Source organism: Streptomyces sp. NPDC031064 (assembly GCF_055570965.1).
This window is the reverse complement of sequence record NZ_JBVIGF010000008.1, coordinates 268,307-285,683: the sequence shown is the minus strand read 5'-3', so window position 1 is coordinate 285,683 and position 17,377 is coordinate 268,307. Positions and strand designations below refer to the sequence as shown.

General features: G+C 74.7%; 13 protein-coding genes. 3 read left to right on the top strand and 10 right to left on the bottom strand.

The annotated features are described in order from the left end of the window. Position 1 precedes the first annotated feature (1 nt). Positions 2 to 1,348, bottom strand: coding sequence for a salicylate synthase (locus ACZ46W_RS27985; RefSeq protein ID WP_468343028.1), 1,347 nt, complete (start codon positions 1,346 to 1,348; stop codon positions 2 to 4). A gap of 242 nt (positions 1,349 to 1,590) precedes the next feature. Here ACZ46W_RS27985 and ACZ46W_RS27980 point away from each other — a divergent pair, with 242 nt between their 5' ends. After that, positions 1,591 to 3,744 (top strand): ATP-binding protein, encoded by a 2,154-nt coding sequence (locus ACZ46W_RS27980; RefSeq protein ID WP_468343025.1) that lies wholly within the window; start codon positions 1,591 to 1,593, stop codon positions 3,742 to 3,744. Here ACZ46W_RS27980 and ACZ46W_RS27975 read toward each other — a convergent pair. Both ACZ46W_RS27975 and ACZ46W_RS27970 read right to left on the bottom strand, forming a co-directional pair. Next, on the bottom strand, positions 3,627 to 4,100 hold the full coding sequence (locus tag ACZ46W_RS27975; RefSeq protein WP_468343022.1) for a transcriptional regulator: 474 nt from the start codon (positions 4,098 to 4,100) through the stop codon (positions 3,627 to 3,629). The two genes, ACZ46W_RS27980 and ACZ46W_RS27975, sit on opposite strands and share 118 nt — an antisense overlap. Then, positions 4,097 to 5,350 (bottom strand): hypothetical protein, encoded by a 1,254-nt coding sequence (locus ACZ46W_RS27970; protein WP_468343019.1) that lies wholly within the window; start codon positions 5,348 to 5,350, stop codon positions 4,097 to 4,099. The genes ACZ46W_RS27975 and ACZ46W_RS27970 overlap by 4 nt, the downstream gene beginning before the upstream one ends. A gap of 287 nt (positions 5,351 to 5,637) precedes the next feature. Here ACZ46W_RS27970 and ACZ46W_RS27965 point away from each other — a divergent pair, with 287 nt between their 5' ends. Continuing rightward, on the top strand, positions 5,638 to 8,829 hold the full coding sequence (locus tag ACZ46W_RS27965; RefSeq protein WP_468343016.1) for an AfsR/SARP family transcriptional regulator: 3,192 nt from the start codon (positions 5,638 to 5,640) through the stop codon (positions 8,827 to 8,829). Between the two features lies 1 nt (position 8,830). Here ACZ46W_RS27965 and ACZ46W_RS27960 read toward each other — a convergent pair whose 3' ends face one another. From ACZ46W_RS27960 to ACZ46W_RS27940, 5 genes are all read right to left on the bottom strand, one after another. Beyond that, positions 8,831 to 8,977, bottom strand: a complete 147-nt coding sequence (locus ACZ46W_RS27960) for a hypothetical protein (protein ID WP_468343013.1) — start codon at positions 8,975 to 8,977, stop codon at positions 8,831 to 8,833. A 75-nt stretch (positions 8,978 to 9,052) separates the two neighbouring features. After that, positions 9,053 to 9,688, bottom strand: a complete 636-nt coding sequence (locus tag ACZ46W_RS27955) for a class F sortase (RefSeq protein WP_468343010.1) — start codon at positions 9,686 to 9,688, stop codon at positions 9,053 to 9,055. 5 nt (positions 9,689 to 9,693) lie between these two features. After that, the gene (locus ACZ46W_RS27950; protein ID WP_468343007.1) at positions 9,694 to 10,410 is read right to left on the bottom strand and encodes a DUF4142 domain-containing protein; all 717 of its coding nucleotides are present in this window, start codon (positions 10,408 to 10,410) and stop codon (positions 9,694 to 9,696) included. Positions 10,411 to 10,530: 120 nt separating this feature from the next. Continuing rightward, positions 10,531 to 10,992 carry an anthrone oxygenase family protein gene (locus ACZ46W_RS27945; RefSeq protein WP_468343004.1) on the bottom strand — a complete coding sequence of 154 codons (462 nt, stop codon included), beginning with the start codon at positions 10,990 to 10,992 and terminating at the stop codon, positions 10,531 to 10,533. An 87-nt stretch (positions 10,993 to 11,079) separates the two neighbouring features. Further along, complete coding sequence (locus tag ACZ46W_RS27940) at positions 11,080 to 12,672, bottom strand: vWA domain-containing protein (protein WP_468343001.1); 1,593 nt, start codon at positions 12,670 to 12,672, stop codon at positions 11,080 to 11,082. A gap of 362 nt (positions 12,673 to 13,034) precedes the next feature. Between ACZ46W_RS27940 and ACZ46W_RS27935 the strand changes: the two genes are divergently transcribed. Further along, a complete protein-coding gene (locus ACZ46W_RS27935; RefSeq protein WP_468342998.1) occupies positions 13,035 to 13,673 on the top strand; it encodes a helix-turn-helix transcriptional regulator in 639 nt (212 codons plus the stop codon). A gap of 15 nt (positions 13,674 to 13,688) precedes the next feature. Here ACZ46W_RS27935 and ACZ46W_RS27930 read toward each other — a convergent pair whose 3' ends face one another. Together ACZ46W_RS27930 and ACZ46W_RS27925 are read right to left on the bottom strand one after the other, a co-directional pair. After that, a complete protein-coding gene (locus ACZ46W_RS27930) occupies positions 13,689 to 14,552 on the bottom strand; it encodes an ABC transporter permease (protein ID WP_468342995.1) in 864 nt (287 codons plus the stop codon). Beyond that, complete coding sequence (locus ACZ46W_RS27925; RefSeq protein ID WP_468342992.1) at positions 14,549 to 17,308, bottom strand: alpha/beta fold hydrolase; 2,760 nt, start codon at positions 17,306 to 17,308, stop codon at positions 14,549 to 14,551. The genes ACZ46W_RS27930 and ACZ46W_RS27925 overlap by 4 nt, the downstream gene beginning before the upstream one ends. Positions 17,309 to 17,377: the final 69 nt, after the last annotated feature.

Below are 17,377 nucleotides of genomic sequence, written 5' to 3'. Positions count from 1 at the left end.
CTCATCGGGCACCGCCCGCCCCGGCCGGGACGAGGAACCGGGCGACGCTGTCGAGCTTCTCGCAGGTCTCCTCGAACTCGCGCTCCGGCGTGGAGTGCCCGACGATCCCGGCACCGGCCCGCAGCCAGGTGCGCCCGTCCCGGCGGTAGGCGCTGCGCAGCACCAGGGCCGCGTCCATGGCGCCGGTGTGGTCGACGGTCAGGACGGCGCCGCTGTACAGGCCGCGGGGCTCCGGCTCGTGGCGGCGTATGGAGTCGTACGCGGCCGCCTTGGGCACCCCGGACGCGGTGACGGCGGGGAAGACCGCGCCGAAGGCGTCCCACGCCTCCCGGCCGGGGGCGAGCCGGCCGGCGACCTGGGAGGCGAGGTGCTGGACGCTGCCGCGCTCGCGGATCGCCATGAACTCCGGGACCTCGACCGAGCCTTCGACGCAGACGTCGTGCAGCTCGTCGGCGCCGACCTTGACGGAGATGGCGTGCTCGTAGACCTCCTTGGGGGAGCCGAACAGGTCGGCCCGCAGGTTCTCGTCGACGACGGCGTCCCCGGTGAGGGCGCGGGTGCCGGCCAGCGGCTGGCTGACGACCCTGCCGTCGGCGGTGACCTGGACGACGATCTCGGGGCTGAAGCCGATGGCCTCGGTGCCGCCCAGGTTGAGCATGAAGGAGCGGGCCGGGTTGTTGCCCCGGCGCCCGGCCACGTAGGTGCGGGTCAGGTCGACCTCGCCGTCGACCTCGACGACCCGGGACAGGATGACCTTGTGCAGTTCGCCGGCGTTGATCTCGTCGACGGCGAGCCGTACCGCCTCCCGGTAGCGGTCGCCGCCGGTGGCGTGCACGTCCAGCGGCCGGGGCTGCCCGTCGACGGCCGGGGAGGCGCTGGCGACGGTGGCGAGCAGGGCGTCAAGGGCGGCCTGGTCGGCGGCGCGCAGCAGGGCGTGCCCGGCCTCGAAGCGGACCTCGGCGCGGGGCACGACGAGGTGCATCAGGCGGCCGGGGCCGATGCCGTCCAGGTTGCCGTCCTTGGCGTACGACAGCTCGAAGGCGGCCCAGCCGTAGGCCCGCCAGTACGGCACGGCGACGGTGTCGAGCAGCTCGGACACCAGGTGCAGCGGCCGGTCGTTCCAGGGGCGGAAGGCGTCGGGGACGTCCTCCTGCGTCAGCCGGGCGCCGGTGCGGTCCAGCGTCAGCTCGGCGCGCACGCCACCCGCGTAGGACCAGCTCCCGCCGTTCTCGTAGATGACGTACGACTCGTGCAGACCGGAGTCCGCGAGGCGGGCGGCGACCGCCAGCGGGTCCTCGGTGAGCTGGAGCTGGGTCTCGAAGTAGTGGCGCGAGGCGAGGGGGCTCATCGGAAGGTTCCTCCTTCGTAGCGGTTACCTTCAAAAACGATACGGAGGTAACAGCCGCTGCCCCAGCGCCCGTTGATTAGCCCGTGTGATGGGAACGCGAACCTGGAGCACCCCCGGCGGGGCCCGCCCGCGCGCCACGGCGGTGACGTGAACGCGCCTCATATGCCGGGCGGCGGATATCGATTGCCTGTACGGAAAGGATGTCGGCAGGCAGCGGTACTCGCGCGTTCGGAGGGGGACGGGTGCGGGAGAGCGAGCGGAGCGACCACAACGACCTGAGCGGTACTGTGCACGGCCCCGCCGTGCAGGCCGGAGCCGTGTACGGGGGGATACACATCCGCTCCGGCGACGGGGACGCGGCGGCGCGGGGGCCCTGGCAGTTGCCGCCGTCCGTGCGGATCACCGACCGGGCGGCCGAGCAGGAGGCCCTGGAGCGGCACCGGGCGCGGACCGAGCGGGAGGGGCACCCGACGCTGGTGGCGGTCAGCGGGCTGGGCGGGGTGGGCAAGACCGCCGTCGCGCTGGCCTGGCTGCACTCCTTACGGACCCGCTTCCCCGGCGGCCAGTTGTACGCCGACCTGGGCGCCCAGTCCCCCGGCGGGCCGGCGAGCCCGGGCGAGGTGCTGAGCCGGTTCCTGCGGGCGCTCGGGGTGCCCGCCGCGCAGGTACCGGCGGCGGTGGCCGAACGCGCGGCGCTGTACCGGTCGCTGACCGCCGGCCGGCGGCTGGTGGTCCTCCTCGACGACGCCGCCACCGCCGCCCAGGTGCGGCCCCTGCTGCCCGGCGGGCGGAGCGTGACGGCGGTGACCAGCCGCTGGCGGATGCCGGGGCTGACCGTCGACGGCTGCTACGCGCTGCATCTGGAGCCGCTCACCCCGGACGCGGCCGTCGAGCTGCTGGCGGCCGTGCTCGCCGACGACCGGGTGGCCGCCCAGCCCGAGGAGGCCCGGGTCCTGGTCGAGCTGTGCGCCGGGCTGCCGCTGGCGGTACGGGTCGCCGGGGCGCGGCTGGCGTCCCGGCCCCGGCGCCGGCTCACCACGATGGTGCGCGCGCTGAGCGAGGAACACGACCGGCTGGAGGCGTTGGCCATCGAGGGCGACCACAACGTGGGGGCGGCGCTGGACCTGTCGTACCAGGGCCTCCCGGCCGGGGCCGCCCGGCTGTACCGGCTGTTGGGCCTGCACCCGGGGCGGGAGTTCGGCGCCGCCGCGGCCTCGGCGGCGCTCGGGGCGGACGCCACGGAGCTGCTGGAGACGCTGCACGACGCGAACCTCCTGGTGGACGCCGGCAACGGCACGGGCGAGGAGCGGTACCGCTTCCACGACCTGGTACGGCTGCACGCCGCCGCCAAGGCGGAGGAGGACGAGCCCGCGCCGGAGCGGGCCGCGGCGCTGCGCCGCGTCGCCGACCACTACCTGGCCTCCGCCACCCGCGCCGAGGAGCTGGTCGACCCCGCGCACCGGACGCTGCGCCGGGACCACGACCCCCAAGTGGTGACGGCCGACTTCCAGCGGGCCCCGGAGGCGGCGCTGGACTGGCTGGAGCGGGAGCTGCCCAATCTGATGGCGGTGATCCACCGCGCCCGCCCGGACGGCTTCCCGGAGGTGGCCTGGCAGCTCGCCGACGCCCTGTGGCCGCTGTTCCTGCGGCGCAAGTTCTACGAGCAGTGGCGGGCGGCCCACCGTGAAGGGCTCGCGGCCGCCGAGGAGTTGGGCGACACGGAGGCCGCGTGCCGGATGCTGACCTCGGGCGGGATGGGCGAACTGGGCCTGGGCGCCCACGGCCGGGCCCTGGAGATGTTCGAGCGGGCGGCGGAGCTGTTCCGGGCCGGCGGCGACGCGCTCGGTCACGCCCGCACGCTCAACTACCGGGGCCTCGCCCACCAGAGGCTCGGCCGGCCCGACCTGGCGGCGGAGCTGTACGCGCGGGCGGCCGAGGAGCTGCCCGCGTGCGGCGACCACCGGGCGGGCGCGCTGGCCAGGCTGAACCTCGCCGACGTCGCCCTCGCCCGTGGTATGCCCGGCGAGGCGGCCGCCGACGCCGAGGCGGCGCACCGGGCGCTGTCGGAGGCGGGCGACCCGTACAACGCCGCCCGCGCGGCCACACTGCTGGGCCGGGCGCTCCTGGGCCAGGGGCGGCTCGACGAGGCCGAGCGCCGGCTGTCCTCGGCGCTGACCACCCTGCGCGGCATGGCCGCCGGTTACGAGACCGCCCGCGCCCTGGAGGGCCTGGCCCGGCTCGCCGAGCGGCGCGGGCGGCCGGACCGGGCCCTGGAGCACTACCGGGAGGCCCTCGGTCTGTACGCGGCGGCGGGCCGCGCGGATTGCGACGGCGCGCGGGCGGTACGGGACCGGATCGACACGCTCGTCCCCCCGGCGAACCGTCCACCGGAGTGATCGCCCAGCGTCTCGACGGGCAGCCCGGCCACCAGCCAGGCATGGGCGAGCGACGCCCATGACTCCCCCGCGCGCAGCCGCAGTACGCACCCGCCGGGGCCACCGAGCAGCACCCAGCAGCACGGCCCCCGGCGCACGGCGACCACCAGGGCGCCGGGATGCCGGCCGGCCAGTTCACCGGCCGCCCCCGGCCCGTCGCCGGCCGCGTAGAGGCCGCCGGCCGCGTACAGCACGTCCGCGAGGGAGGGCCACGGGTCGGGGGCGGGCAGCCGGACCCGCAGGTGCTCGTCCACCACCAGGCGCCCGGAGTGCGGGTGCAGCAGCGCGACCCGGGTCCGCCGGCCGGGCCCCGTCATGACGTCACGCTCCCCGGCTCGTCGTAGGGCAGCGTCTCCGGCAACCGCGCCGGCTCGGTCGTCGGCCTCGGGGACGGCGCCCGCAGCCGCAGCTTCCGGTAGATCAGGGCGCGCATCTTGGGGGCGAACCGCCCCGGTTCGGAGGTGATCCGCGCCGCGACCCGCTCGTAGTGGTGCGGGCGGTAGGTGGCGGAGCTGCGCGCCAACTGCCGCAGCAGGGGCCGGTCGCCGCGCAGCCGGTGCGCGAACGAGCGCAGGTCGGCCAGCGGCGAGCCCGGGTCCACCTCCGGCTCCCGGGTGTCGGCCATCAGCACGGGCGCGCCGGTCATCACCCCGTACAGGGACACCGAGCCGTGGTCGCCCACGATGTAGTCGGCGGCCACGAGCGCCCCCGTCCAGTCGCTGTACTGGCTGATCAGCGTGAGCCCGGAGCGCCCGAGCCCGGCCAGCCAGCTCCGGATCTGCCATTCGCCGTGGGCGTTCCACACGTGCGGGTGCAGCAGCGCGGCCACCCGGTACTCGTCCCGGGGCAGTTCGGTGACCAGCCGCTCCAGCAGCTCCCAGCCGCGCCCCAGCAGGGAGTCGGGACCCCAGGTGGAGCAGACCAGGACCAGCCGCTGCCGCGCCCGGGTGCGCAGCGCCTCCCGGTACAGCGCCCGGGAGGGCAGGCTCGCCCGGATGCGGTCGAAGCAGGGGTCTCCGACGACCTCGGCGGCGGGCAGCGCCTCGGGGCACTCCCGGCCGAGGCGGGCCAGCTCCTCCTGGTGGGCCAGCACGATCACCTCGGGCACCACCGTGCCGTCCCGGATCAGCCGCTGCCGGCTGAGCCCGTACACCCCCCGCTCCGCCACCGCCCGGCCGCGCCGCCCGGCCGGGGTGAGCTTGTTGTGCCCGGCACCGTGCGGCAGCACGATGACGGGGGCGTGCAGTTCGTGCAGGCTGCCGTGGCTCGCGGCCAGCGCGAGGTCGAACTCGGTCTGTACGGCCTGGCTCCACGGCAGGACCAGCCCTTTGAGCTTCTCCAGGAAGTCGGCCACCCCGTGGCTGAACACATCGGGTGCGGAGGTGAAGAACACCTGCACCCTGGAGTCGCCCTCCAGCAGGCGCACCGCTTCCAGCAACCGCTGCCCCGCGGTCACCGTGTGCACCACCGCGAGGACCCTCCTGCGGATCTGTCGGGTGGCCCAGCGCTCGACGTCCAGACGCACCGGCACGTGCCGCCAGTGCGGTTCCGGCACTGTCACGCTCATCGAAATCGATCCCCCGGTCTTCCCCCTCGGACGGACCGGCAGCCCGGCCCGTCGGCGACCGGCCGCGACGGTTCGCGGCCACTTGCGCTGTGCCCGGCCGGGTGGATGGACGACTTGCAGAAATCCTGCACCCCGCGTGGACGGGACGGGGGGCGCCGCCGTGCGCCGGTCGCGCTTCCGTGCGCCTCTGGCCATCGCCTTCGCGGCGCGGGAAACAGTAAGTTGAGTGCCGTACGAAAGTACGAGCGCTGCCGGATGCGGTGAAAGAAGCACACCCGTCGGGGGCGATGGTGGAACTTCTTGCTCTGGGACCCCTTGAGCTGTGGGAGAACCAGCGGCAGCACGAGCTGGGTTCGGTGAAGGAGCGCTGCGTGCTGGCCGTGCTGGTGCACGCCCGGGGCGAGCCGGTGGCGGCGGGCACGCTGATGGAGCGGCTGTGGGACGGTGACCCGCCCCGGACGGCCCTGGACACCCTGCACAGCTACCTGTCCCGGCTCCGGGGGCGGTTACGCCGGTCGGTCGGCGACCTGGCGAGGCTGGAGCGGCCCTCCTCCCGCCTGTACCAACTGCGCGTCGCCGACCCGGAGGACGTGGACCTGCTGCGCTTCCAGCGGCTGCGCAACGACGCCGCGGCGGCCGCCGCCCGGGGGGAGCGGGACCTCGCGGTCGGCCTGCTGCACGCGGCCGAAGCCCTGTGGCGGGGTGAGCCGTTGACCGAGTTCACCGGGACGTGGGCGGCCTCGGCACGGGCCCGGCTGGTCGAGGACCACCGCCGCGTACGGGAGGAACGGATCCGGCTGGAACTGGAGTCGGGCCTCCACGCCGACCTGCTTGGCGAGCTGCACGAGCTGGCCTCGCAGAACCCGCTCGCGCAGCAGGTGATCGCCTCGCTGATGCTGGCGCTCTACCGCAGCGGGCGGCACGACGAGGCGCTGGAGGTCTACCGGACCACCCACCGGCGCCTCCTGGAGGACCAGGGCATCGAGCCCGGGGCCGAGCTGCGCGAGCTCCAGCGCCGCATCCTCGACCAGGACCGCACCCTCATGCAGACCCCTGATCCCGGGGCCACCGCCCTCGCCCCACCGCCCACGCCCGGCCCGTGCGACAACCTGCCCCGCGACACCCCCGACTTCACCGGCCGCACCGCCGAACTGCGCATCCTGCTCGGCGCTCCCCCACAGGCGACCGAACACCCCGCCGAACACCCCGCCGCCAGCGCCAGCGCCACCGCCCTGCCCGTCACCGTGGTGCACGGCATGCCCGGCGTCGGCAAGACCGCCCTCGCCGTGCACGCCGCCCACCGGCTGCGTACCGCCTACCCCGACGGCCAGTTCTACGTGGACCTGCACGCCTACGGCGGCCGGCCGCCCTTCGAGCCCGCCGAGGCGCTGTCGGTCCTGCTCCACGCCGCCGGGGTGCCGGAGCCGCTGCCCGCCTCCCTCGACGAGCGGGCGGCGCGGTGGCGGCAGTGGACCGCCCGCCACCGGGTGCTGCTGGTGCTGGACAACGCCCGGGACGCCGACCAGGTCCGGCCGCTGCTGCCGGGCGCGGCCTCCTGCCGGGCCATCGTGACCAGCCGCAACCGGCTCGTCGGCCTGGCCGGGGCCACCTCGCTGTTCGTGGACGTGCTGTCGGGGGCGGAGGCGGCGGTGCTGTTCACCCGGATCGTCGGGGCCGCCCGGCTGGCCGGCGACGTCCCGGCCCTGGGGCGGGTCGTGGACGCGTGCGGCTGCCACCCGCTGGCCGTGCAGTTGCTCGCCAGCCACTTCCGGCACCGCGACTCCTGGGACCTGCGCCACCTGCTGGACCGGCTCGCGCAGGCCGCCGATCCGCTGGACGAGCTCGACGACGCGGTCGCCTCGGCGTTCCGCCTCTCGTACGCGGCCCTCAGCGCCCCGGCCCAGAAGCTGTTCCGCCTCCTGGCGCTGCACAGCGGCCCCGACATCACCCTCCGCGCCGCCACCGCGCTCGCCGGCGGCACCGCGCGCGTACGCGGGAGCGTGGAGGAGCTGCTCGACTGCCACCTGCTCGAAGAGCCGGTCCGCGACCGCTACCGGCTCCACGACCTGGCCCGTGCCTTCGGCCTCCAGGCCGGCGCGCGCACCGATCCGGAAACCGCCCGCCGGGCCGCCGTCGAACGGCTCCTCGGCTACTACCTGACCGCCGCCCACCGCGCCGACCGGCTCGCCCACCCGCACCGCCGCGCCCTGCCCCTGGCCGGCCACCCGGCCCTCCGGTCCCCCGCCGCACCGCACTTCGCCGACGCGGACGAGGCGTCGGTGTGGCTGACCGTCGAACGCGCCAACCTGCTGGCAGTGGCCCGCACCGCGGCCGCCGAAGCCCCCGCCCACGCCGCGCTGTTCCCGCACGTCCTGGCCACCTCGCTGAAACAGTGGGGTACGTGGGACATCGCGGCCGAGCTGTACGCGGCGGCCGTGCCCGCCCTCCGCGCGCACGGCGACCGGACGGTCCTCGCCATGACGCTGACCGAGCGGGCGGACGTCCTGGCCCAGAAGGGCCATGCCGAGGCGCTGCGCTGTGCCGCCGAGGCCCTCTCCATCTACCAGGAGCTCCACTCCACCGTGGGCTGCGCGGACGCCCTCCACCAGGCGGCCCGCGCCCACTTGGCGGCGGGCGACGGCGGCAGCGCCATGGGGCTGCTGGACCGGTCGCTGGCGCTGTACCGGCAGGCCGGCGACCGGCACGGCGAGGCGCGGTGCCTCAACGTGCAGGGGGCGGCGCTGTACTACGCGGGGCGCTACGGCGAGGCGCTGCGCGCGTTCCGCGAGATCCTCGCCCTCAACGAGGAGCTGGGCGAGCTGCTGGGCCAGGCCATGGCGCTGAACAACATGGGCGAACTGCACTGCCTCCAGGGCCGGTACGAGGAGGCCCGCACCTACTACGAACGCTCACTCGCCCTGGTGCGGAGGTGCGGCGGCCGACAGGAACTGGCCATTTTGGACACCAATCTGGGCGGCGTCCACCAGGCGACCGGGCAGACGGAGAAGGCCCTCGCCTGCTACCGCCGGGCGCTCGACAGCCACCGGGCCGGCGGCGACTCGCTCGGCGAGGCGAACGTCCTGATCAGCATGGGCACGGCGTACGCGGAGACCGGCCGCCGCGGCGAGGCCCTGCTCCACTTCAACCTGGCGGAGCGGGTCGCCGACGGCATCGGCAACGCCTACGAGCGGCAGCGTGCCCTGATCGGCGTCGCCGACGTCCAGCGTGAGTCGGGGCGGCTCGGGGCCGCGATGAAGGTCTACGAACAGGCGCTGGAGGTCGCGCGGGGGATCGGGTTCCCGCTCGGCTCCGCGCGTGCGCTGGCGGGGCTGGCCCGCACCGCGCTGTCCGCGCACAGCATCGAGCCGGCCCGCCACTACGGACGGCAGGCGGTCGCCCTGTACGTGAGTCTCGAAGCCGACGCGGAGGCCGAGACCCTCCGGCGCCTCCTGCTGGACCACGGCGTGACCGGCTCCTGAGTCACCACATCAACTGCGCCTCCGTCACCGCGCCGGCCCGCACGGTCGTCACCCGCTCGGCGGGGGCCGCGCACACGGCGAGCGCCGCGATGGCGGCGGCGATGAGAAGGGCGCTCACGACGGTCCTCGTCACTGTGATCCACTGCACGGCGCAAAACGTATCGGCAACGAGGGCCCACATGGCGAGTCCAAGCAACATAAAGACAGAAGGGCTTTTCATGTGCTATGGGACCGGCTCCCCGTAGAGCACCAGGTTCTCGTCGTACGCGTGCGCGTCGGGGTCGAAGTCACCCGCACAGGTGACCAGGGCCAGCCGGGCGGTCCCCCGGGGCGTGAACAGGTCTTGCGGCAGGGCCTTCTTGGCGTGCGTGCGACGGGCGACGATCCTGTACGTGTGGCGGGCGCCGTCCGCCGTGGTGACCTGGGCACGAGTGCCCATGGGCACGTCGTGGAGGGCCTCGAAGGGGCCCGCGCCCTCCTCGGCCGAGTCCAGGTGGCCGGCCAGCAGGACGGTGCCGTGCGCGGCGCCGGGCGGTGCGCCCAGTGCCCACCAGCCCAGCCGCGTGGGGGACTCCGGCACGGCCATGGCCCCGCCCGCGTCGGCGGTGACCGGGTCGACCGGTGTGGGGCGCAGGTGGCCCGGGATGCGCAGGGAGACGGGCGGGGAGTACGCCGGGGCCCGCCCGGCCGCGGTCGGGCGCGCGGCGGCCGGCCCGGGCAGGGTGCCCGCGTCGGGTGCTCGCGTGGGGGCCGGGAAGAACGGGAAGAGGTACGCCACGACCGCCGTGGCGATCGCGGCGAGCCCGGTCCGGACCAGCACGCGGTCCGGACCGGGCCCGGCACCCGGCCAGGCGCCCATCGGCGTCAGCGGTTGTCGTTGCGGCGGATGCGGGACGCCATCCAGAAGGCTCCCCCGGCCACCAGGACCCCGCCGACCGCCAGTGCGGGCACGGCCAGCACGATCGGTACGTCGGCCGCCAGGGAGGTGGCGGCCTGGCCGCCGTTGCCGGCGTGGATCCGCTTCGGCTTGGCGGCCCCGTGGTCGCGGCACTCGCCGCCGCGCACCATGTCCAGGTGCATGGCGACGACCGGGCGGGCGGCCTTGGCGGCGGCGGTCACCTCGGCGTTCTTGCCGTTGGCGATCTGGTTGTCGATCCGCGCCAGGGTCTTCTCGTGGGCGGCGGCCTGGGCGTTCAGCCAGGCGGTGTCGTACGCCTTGGTGCCCGCCTTGGCCATGATGGCCGCGAGCGTGTCCTGCTGCTCCTTCGAGGGCGCGACGGGCAGGTCGACGCCCTGCTTGTCGGCGAGGGCCCTGGTGTCCGCGTCCAGCTTGGTGTGGTCGCGGACGAGCACCTTGGCGACGTCCTTCACACAGGCGGTGGTGGCGTTCTTCTGAGCGTCCTTGCCCGCCGCGATCTCGGTCAGGTTGCCCTGGTGGGAGGCGCGCAGGAAGGCGGCGTCGGTCGGGTGACCTGTGGTGGCGCCGTCGGCGGGCGCCGTGGCGAGGGCGGGGCCGGCGGCTATGCCGGTCAGGGCCAGACACGTGAAGGCCGTGGCGGCCCAGCGGTGGGTGCGGGTCACGATTGGTCGTCCGTTTCTCGTCGGTCGAAAGGTGACCCTCACGGCCGAGGGTCACGTGACCATCCGGACACGGCACGGCGCCGCCCGCCACTTGCCCTACTGCATACGGCGCACACTCGTTCAGGTGAGCGAGGCGGTGACCAGCAGGGCGAAGGACGCCGTGACCAGCAGCGTGCGCAGCAGGTGGAAGGCGTTCCAGCGGGACTCGAACGCGGACCGGGCGGGACCCGGGGCGCCGCCCTCCGAGGCCGCCAGCGCGTTGTTGAGCGGCACGTTCCCGCCGATGGTGACCAGGTGGTTGAGCACCGCGCAGACCAGCCCGGCGACGATCAGCCACCGCTGGCCGTCCGACCGGCCCTCGACCGGTACGCCGAGGGCCAGGGCCGGGAAGACCACGACGCCCGCGAAGGCGGTCATGAACACCGCGCGGGGCACCTGCGCGTTGATGAGCCGCATGACGGTCACGAACTGCTCGTCGGAGAGCCGGGCGAGCGCGGGCATGATGCCGGTCCGGAAAATCAGCATGAAACCCGCGTACAGGCCGGTGGAGATGATCGCGAGGGCGAGCAGCAGCGTCGGCATGCGGCCATCATGGCAGCCTGCCCGATACGGCGGCAGTGCTTGCGACCGGTTCTCGAGTCGGGCTCCTGCCCCGCGCGGCCGGTCGGTTCAGTCCCGGAGGCCGTTGGCCTGGCGGATCGATTCGGCGAGCTGCGCCACCACCTTGGACTCGGTCGTGCGGGCCAGTTCCGCTGCCCGCTCGGCGAGTTCGCTCCGGGACGGCGCGCCCGGCAGTTCACCGCCGCGCAGCGAGTCGGCGAAGTACGCGGCCACGGCGGCGACCCGGAGGCCCGGCGCGGTGCCCTCGTCCCACAGCCGGGCCCCGAGGGCGCCGGACTCCAGCGAGCCGGAGCGCTCGTGCGGGGCGCGCGAGGCGGGGTCGAGCCACCGGACGGTGGCGGTGGCCAGGTGGCCGCCGCGGCCGGCGGCGCCGGGCCGGGTCTTCACGGCGTACAGCGCGGTCACCTGGTGGCCGGGGCCGACCTCGCCGCCGTCCACCCGGTCGTCGCGGAAGTCGTCGTCGGCGACCTCCCGGTTCTCGTAGCCGATGAGCCGGAACGTCTCCACCGTCTTCGGGTCGAACGCCACCTGTGCCTTGGCGTCCCGGGCGCGCAGTTCGATGTGGGCAGGCAGTTGGTCGACGAAGACCTTGCGGGCCTGCTCGGAGGTGGAGACGTACGTGGTGTGGCCGTCGCCCTTGTCGGCGAGCTGTTCCATCAGCGCGTCGCCGTACTCGCTGCCGACGCCGACCCCGAAGAGCGTGATGCCGTACGCGCGGCGCTCGTCCTCGATCCGTTCCAGGATGGCCTCGGCCTCGGTCGCGCCGGTGTTGGCGAGCGCGTCCGACAGCAGGACGACCCGGTTGGTGGCGCCCTTGCGGTGGCCTTCGACGGCCGTGTCGTAACCGGTGGTCACGCCCGCCTCCACGTTGGTGGAGGAGGTGGTCTCCAGGGCGTCGATCACGTCGTGGACGCGGTCGCGGTTGCCGTCGAGGCGGGTCATGGGCAGCCGGGTCTCGGCCTCGTCGCTGAAGGTGACCAGGGCGATCGAGTCGTCGTCGCGTAGCTGGTCGGTGAGGACGGCGAGGGACTCCTTGACCAGGTCCAGGCGGCCCGGTTCGGCCATCGAGCCGGAGATGTCGACGACGAACGTCAGGGCGGCGGGCGGGCGTTCGCCGTGCCGGTCCGAGGGCCGGGTGGCCAGTCCGACGCGGACGAGGGACCAGTCGCCGGACGCCGTGCGGGCGCCGTCGACGGTCACCGAGAAGCCGTTGCCGTCGGGCTTGGGGTACGTCTGGCGGAAGCTGTTGACGAACTCCTCGGGGCGTACGGTGTCGGGCGCGGGCAGCCTGCCGTCGGCGAGGGTGCGGCGGGCGTAACCGTACGAGGCGGTGTCGACGTCCAGCGCGAAGGTGGACAGGTGGTCGGCGGGCGGGGCCTCGCGCGCCTCGTCGCCCCGACCGTCGGCGCCGGGGCGCTGTTCGCCGTCCGGTGCGCCGGGCGCGGGCGCGGGCACGCCGGGCGCGGGTGCACCGGGGGCGCGGTTGCCGCTGTCGCGCGCGGCGGTGCGGTCGGTTCCGGTACCGCCCGAGCAGCCCCCGAGCAGCAGCCCGCCGGCGAGCGCCGCCGTGACCGCCCAGGCCGCCGCCCGGCGTGTCCGCGCCCGGCCCGCCCAGCCCTTCCTACGTCGGTGAACAGCCATCCGAACCCCCCATGTCCCATGTCGCCTCATGTCCCGGTGGACGTACGGCACTTGTGAATGTGACGTCGAAAGGGCCCTGGAGGAGCAGACGAAGGTGTTGCGGATGGGTCTCAATGCGGCAACACGGGGCAGTCCTGTGAGACAAACCGCAGGGCTTGGCTTGGACTCGCCAACCCCTGAACTTGCTCTTGTCACCGTGCGCAGTCACATGCGTACATGGAGTTGCGTACGTTCCAAGGGGATGGCGGGGGTGGTCAGCCGTGGCGAACGTTCCGGGCTCCGTGCTCGGTCGAGCGGCTTTAAGAGACACGACACCGGGGGTCGCCGTGCCGCCGCAGTCACCGCGGCCGGCCGGGCAGCCCGTGCGCGGGACGAGACAGATCTGCGCGACGCTCGCCGCGCTCACCGAGTCCGCCCGCCGTGAGGTGCTCACCTTCGACGACCCGGCCGCCTGCCTGGGCATGTCGATCCCCGCGCCCTTCCTGGAGCTCGCCGGCACCTGTGTGCGCACGGCGACGGAGCGGGTCCGTACGGTGCGTCAGATCGTTCCGCGCCACGCGCTCTCCAGGGTCACCGCCGCCGACGCCCCGGGGGCGGCGCGGCTGCCGGGCCGGGCCAGGCTGACGGAGTCCATCCCGTTCAAGATGATCGTGGTGGACCGTACGGTCGCCGCCATCCCCCTCGATCTCGAACTGCTCTACAACGGGTTACTGCTGATCCGGGACCCGGTCGTGGTGCAGGCCCTCGTCCGGGCCCACCACGCCTGGTGGGAGATGGGCGAGGAGATCACCGCGCGCCCGTCACCGCCCGGATCGTTGCCGACGCACCTACGACCGGTGCTGGAGGCCCTGCTGGCCGGCCTCACGGACGAGACGGCCGCCGCGCGGCTGGGGATATCGGGGCGTACGTACAGCCGGCGTGTGGGCGAGCTGCTCGCGGCCCTGGGCACGACGAGCCGCTTCCGTGCGGGAGCGGAAGCGGCCCGTCGTGGCTGGCTGTGAGGCGGGACCCGCCGCCTAGGACACGATGTCCTTGCGCGCGAACCCCCGGAACGCGAGCGCGAACAGGACCAGGGCGTAGGTCACGGACACCGCCGCGCCCTTGAGCATGCCACCCCACTCCAACTGCGGCTGGAGCGCGTCGGCCCAGGCGAACTGCCAGTGCGCGGGCAGGAAGTCGCGCCAGGAGCCGAGCGCCGTCACCGCGTCCAGCACATTGCCGATGATCGTCAGACCGACCGCGCCACCGACCGCGCCGAGCGGGGCGTCGGTCCTGGTCGACAGCCAGAAGGCGAGGCCCGCCGTGACCAACTGCGAGACGAAGATGAACGCCACGACCAGCGCCAGGCGCGGCACCGTGTCGGCGGTGGCGAGGGAGCCGCCCGTGGGCAGCTCCAGCGGCCCCCAGCCGTACGCGACCGTGCCCGCCGCCAGGGCGACCAGCGGCAGCAGCAGCATCGCCGCCGCGCTGAACGCGAGCGCCACGGCCAGCTTCGACCACAGCAGCCGGGCGCGCGGCACGGGCGCGGCCAGCAGATAGCGGAGGGAGGACCAACTGGCCTCGGACGCCACCGTGTCACCGCAGAACAGCGCCACCGGCACCACCAGCAGGAAGCCGGCCGAGACGAACAGGCACGTGGCGGCGAAGTTGGCGCCCGACGCGGTCGCCGTGTCCATCAGGGTGATCCGGTCGTTGCCGCGCCCGTCCGGTCCGCCGCCGATCGCGAAGGCGGCGATCAGCACGAAGGGCAGGGCGGCCAGCACCGCGCCCATGACGAGGGTGCGGCGCCGCTTCAACTGGCGTACGGCTTCGACGCGCAGCGGCAGCGTGCGCCCCGCCCGGTAGCCGGGCGCGGCGGGGGTGCCGGTCGTGGTCGTCACGCGGGTCCTCCTCCGATCAGGGTGAGGAACGCGTCCTCAAGGCGGCGGTGCGGGCCGACGCCGGTCACCGGCACGTCCAGCCGGACGAGTTCGGTGATCAGGGCGGTGGCGGTCGCGCCGTCCAGCCGTACCAGCAGGCCGCCGTCCGTCCGTGCCACCGAGCCGACGCCGGGCAGGGCGCCGACCTTGTCGAGCAGCGGCTCGGGCACGTCACCGGCGGTCGTGACGAGCAGGGTGTCGCCCGCGCCGGTGATCTCGGCGACCGGGCCCGCCTGGACGAGCCGACCACGGTCCATGACCACCAGGTGCGTACAGGACTGCTCGACCTCCGACAGGAGGTGGCTGGAGACGATGACGGTCCGGCCACCGGCCGCGTACCGGATCATCACGTCCCGCATCTCGCGGATCTGCGGCGGGTCCAGTCCGTTGGTCGGTTCGTCGAGGATGAGGAGGTCCGGCAGGCCGAGCATCGCCTGGGCGATGGCGAGCCGTTGCCGCATGCCCTGCGAGTAGGTGCGCACGGCCCGGGCCAGGGCGTCGCCGAGACCGGCGATCTCCAGGGCCTCGTCGATGTGGGCGTCCTCGGCGGGGCGGCCGGTGGCCCGCCAGTACAGCTCCAGGTTGTCGCGCCCCGACAGGTGCGGCAGGAAGCCGGCGCCCTCGACGAACGCGCCGACCCGGGACAGGACGGGTGCGCCGGGCCTGATGGCGTGGCCGAAGACCCGGATCTCACCGTCGTCGGGGGTGATCAGGCCCATGAGCATGCGCAGGGTGGTGGTCTTGCCGGCGCCGTTCGGCCCGAGGAGCCCGAGGACCTGGCCCTTCTCGACCCGGAAGGAGAGGTCGCGGACGGCGTACCTGTCCGCGGACTTGGCGTACTTCTTCGTCAGTCCGGTGATCTGGAGCGGTACGCCCGCGAGCGCCGGGTCGGGTGCGGGGGCGGTGGTGCGGCGGCGGGCGGTGAGCAGCAGGGCTCCGGCGACCAGGGCGCCGCCGGCCGGGAGGCCCCACACCCACCAGGGCAGGCCGGCGGCCTGGGTGCGTACGGCGGGGGCGGTCGGCACGGACAGGGCGCCGGTCACGCCGACGGTGTACGTCGCCGGGGCCGCCGGGGTGGCGTAGCCGAGGTCGGTGGCGGCGAGGACGAGGCGCAGCCGGTGCCCGGCCTCCACCTCGTGGTCGATGGCGGGCAGCGTCAGCTCGACGGTCTTGCCGTTCTTCGCGCCCTCGACGCGGACGGGGCTGACGAGCTGGGCGGGCAGGACCTGCCCGCGCCCGTCGGGCCCGACGTCGTACACCTTGCCGAACAGGACCGCCTCTCCGGTGCCGGACGTGACGGTGACGCGGACGGTGGGCGAGCCGGTGATGCGCAACGGCGCGGTGAGGGGCTGGGACTCGAACCGGGCGAACTGCCCCGGGAAGTCGAGCGACAGGCCCACCCCCAGCGACGACAGTTGCGACAGCCCGCCGCCGACCCCGGGTACGGCGGAGATGGCGGGCGGGGTGGCCCCGGCGGGGTTGCGGAAGGTCTGCGGGCGGCCGGTGAGCGGGAGGTCTCGGGTCCCGCTGCGCAGCCCGGGGTAGCCGTCTGCGGTGGCGCCGCGCAGTCGGGCCTGGCCGTCGGTGGAGTCCACGCCGCCGGTGCGGCTGACCCGGAAGGCGGGGCCGGTGTCGGCGCCGGTGTCCTCCTTGAGGTACCGGTCGAACCAGGCGCCGATGCGTGCCTCGACGCGCTCGGTTTCGCGGTCGCCGCCGTCGTGTCCGCCCGCGATCCAGTCGACGGCGACGGGTGCTCCGCCCGCGCGGATGGCCTTGGCCATGGCGTCGGCGTGGGACAGCGGGAAGAGGGAGTCGGCCTGCCCCTGCACGATGAGCGCGGGCACCTTGATGCGGTCGCCGACGGCGGCGGGGCTGCGCGCCGCGAGCAGCGCCCGCGCGGCCGCGTCGGGCTTCCCGGCGACGGCCACCCGCTCGTACATGGCGCACAGCGCGTCCTGGAACCGCCCGCAGGCGGCCGCACCCGGCGCGGCGGTAGGGGTCGTCCCGCCCGCCGTGCCCGGCGCCTGGGCACCGCCCGGGTTGCGGCCCGGGGGCTGGTCGCCCTCGCCCGGCGGCCGGACCGGGGCCTCGGGCCGGTCGGACGAGGCCGCCGTGCCCGTGGTGAAGAAGATGCCGGCCCACAGTTTCTTGAAGACGCCGTCCGGGAAGAGCGCGTCCGCCAGGTTCCAGTACGTGATCTGCGGGGCGATCGCGTCCACCCGCTTGTCGTACCCCGCCGCCAGCAGCGAGATCGCCCCGCCGTACGACGAGCCAGACACGCCCACCCTGGGGTCGCCGTCGCCGTCGAGCCGCACCTCGGGGCGTTTCGCGAGCCAGTCGATGAGCCGCGAGACGTCCTTGACCTCGAAGTCCGGGTCGTTGAGCCCGATGCGTCCGGTCGAGCCGCCGAAGCCGCGCGCGGACCAGGTCAGCACGGCGTACCCGTCCCGCGCCAGCGTCTCGGCCTGGGCGCGCACGTCCTCCTTGCTGCCGCCGAAGCCGTGCCCGAGGAGCACGGCGGGGCGGCGGCCGTCGCCCTGGCCGGAGGTGAAGAACGACGTGTCGATCCTCGCCCCCGGCATCTCCATCACCGTGTCCTCGCGGTGCACGGACGGTGCACCGTCCGACGCGACGGCGGTCCAGGTGCCGGCACCCGCGAGCAGCACGACGGCGGCGGCGATCGCGGCCGCCCGGCGGCGGGGGAATCGGGTCTCCATGCCTAGACCCTAAGCGCCATGCCACGCCCGTCCTGGCGCCCTGCGGCGGAACTCGGGGGCCTTCCTGAG

Excerpts from the sequence above, each read along its gene's own strand:
- ACZ46W_RS27985 (WP_468343028.1), bottom strand. The coding sequence starts at position 1,348 with ATGAGCCCCCTCGCCTCGCGCCACTACTTCGAGACCCAGCTCCAGCTC.
- ACZ46W_RS27975 (WP_468343022.1), bottom strand. The coding sequence starts at position 4,100 with ATGACGGGGCCCGGCCGGCGGACCCGGGTCGCGCTGCTGCACCCGCAC.
- ACZ46W_RS27970 (WP_468343019.1), bottom strand. The coding sequence starts at position 5,350 with ATGAGCGTGACAGTGCCGGAACCGCACTGGCGGCACGTGCCGGTGCGT.
- ACZ46W_RS27965 (WP_468343016.1), top strand. The coding sequence starts at position 5,638 with ATGGTGGAACTTCTTGCTCTGGGACCCCTTGAGCTGTGGGAGAACCAG.
- ACZ46W_RS27955 (WP_468343010.1), bottom strand. The coding sequence starts at position 9,688 with ATGGGCGCCTGGCCGGGTGCCGGGCCCGGTCCGGACCGCGTGCTGGTC.
- ACZ46W_RS27945 (WP_468343004.1), bottom strand. The coding sequence starts at position 10,992 with ATGCCGACGCTGCTGCTCGCCCTCGCGATCATCTCCACCGGCCTGTAC.
- ACZ46W_RS27940 (WP_468343001.1), bottom strand. The coding sequence starts at position 12,672 with ATGGCTGTTCACCGACGTAGGAAGGGCTGGGCGGGCCGGGCGCGGACA.
- ACZ46W_RS27925 (WP_468342992.1), bottom strand. The coding sequence starts at position 17,308 with ATGGAGACCCGATTCCCCCGCCGCCGGGCGGCCGCGATCGCCGCCGCC.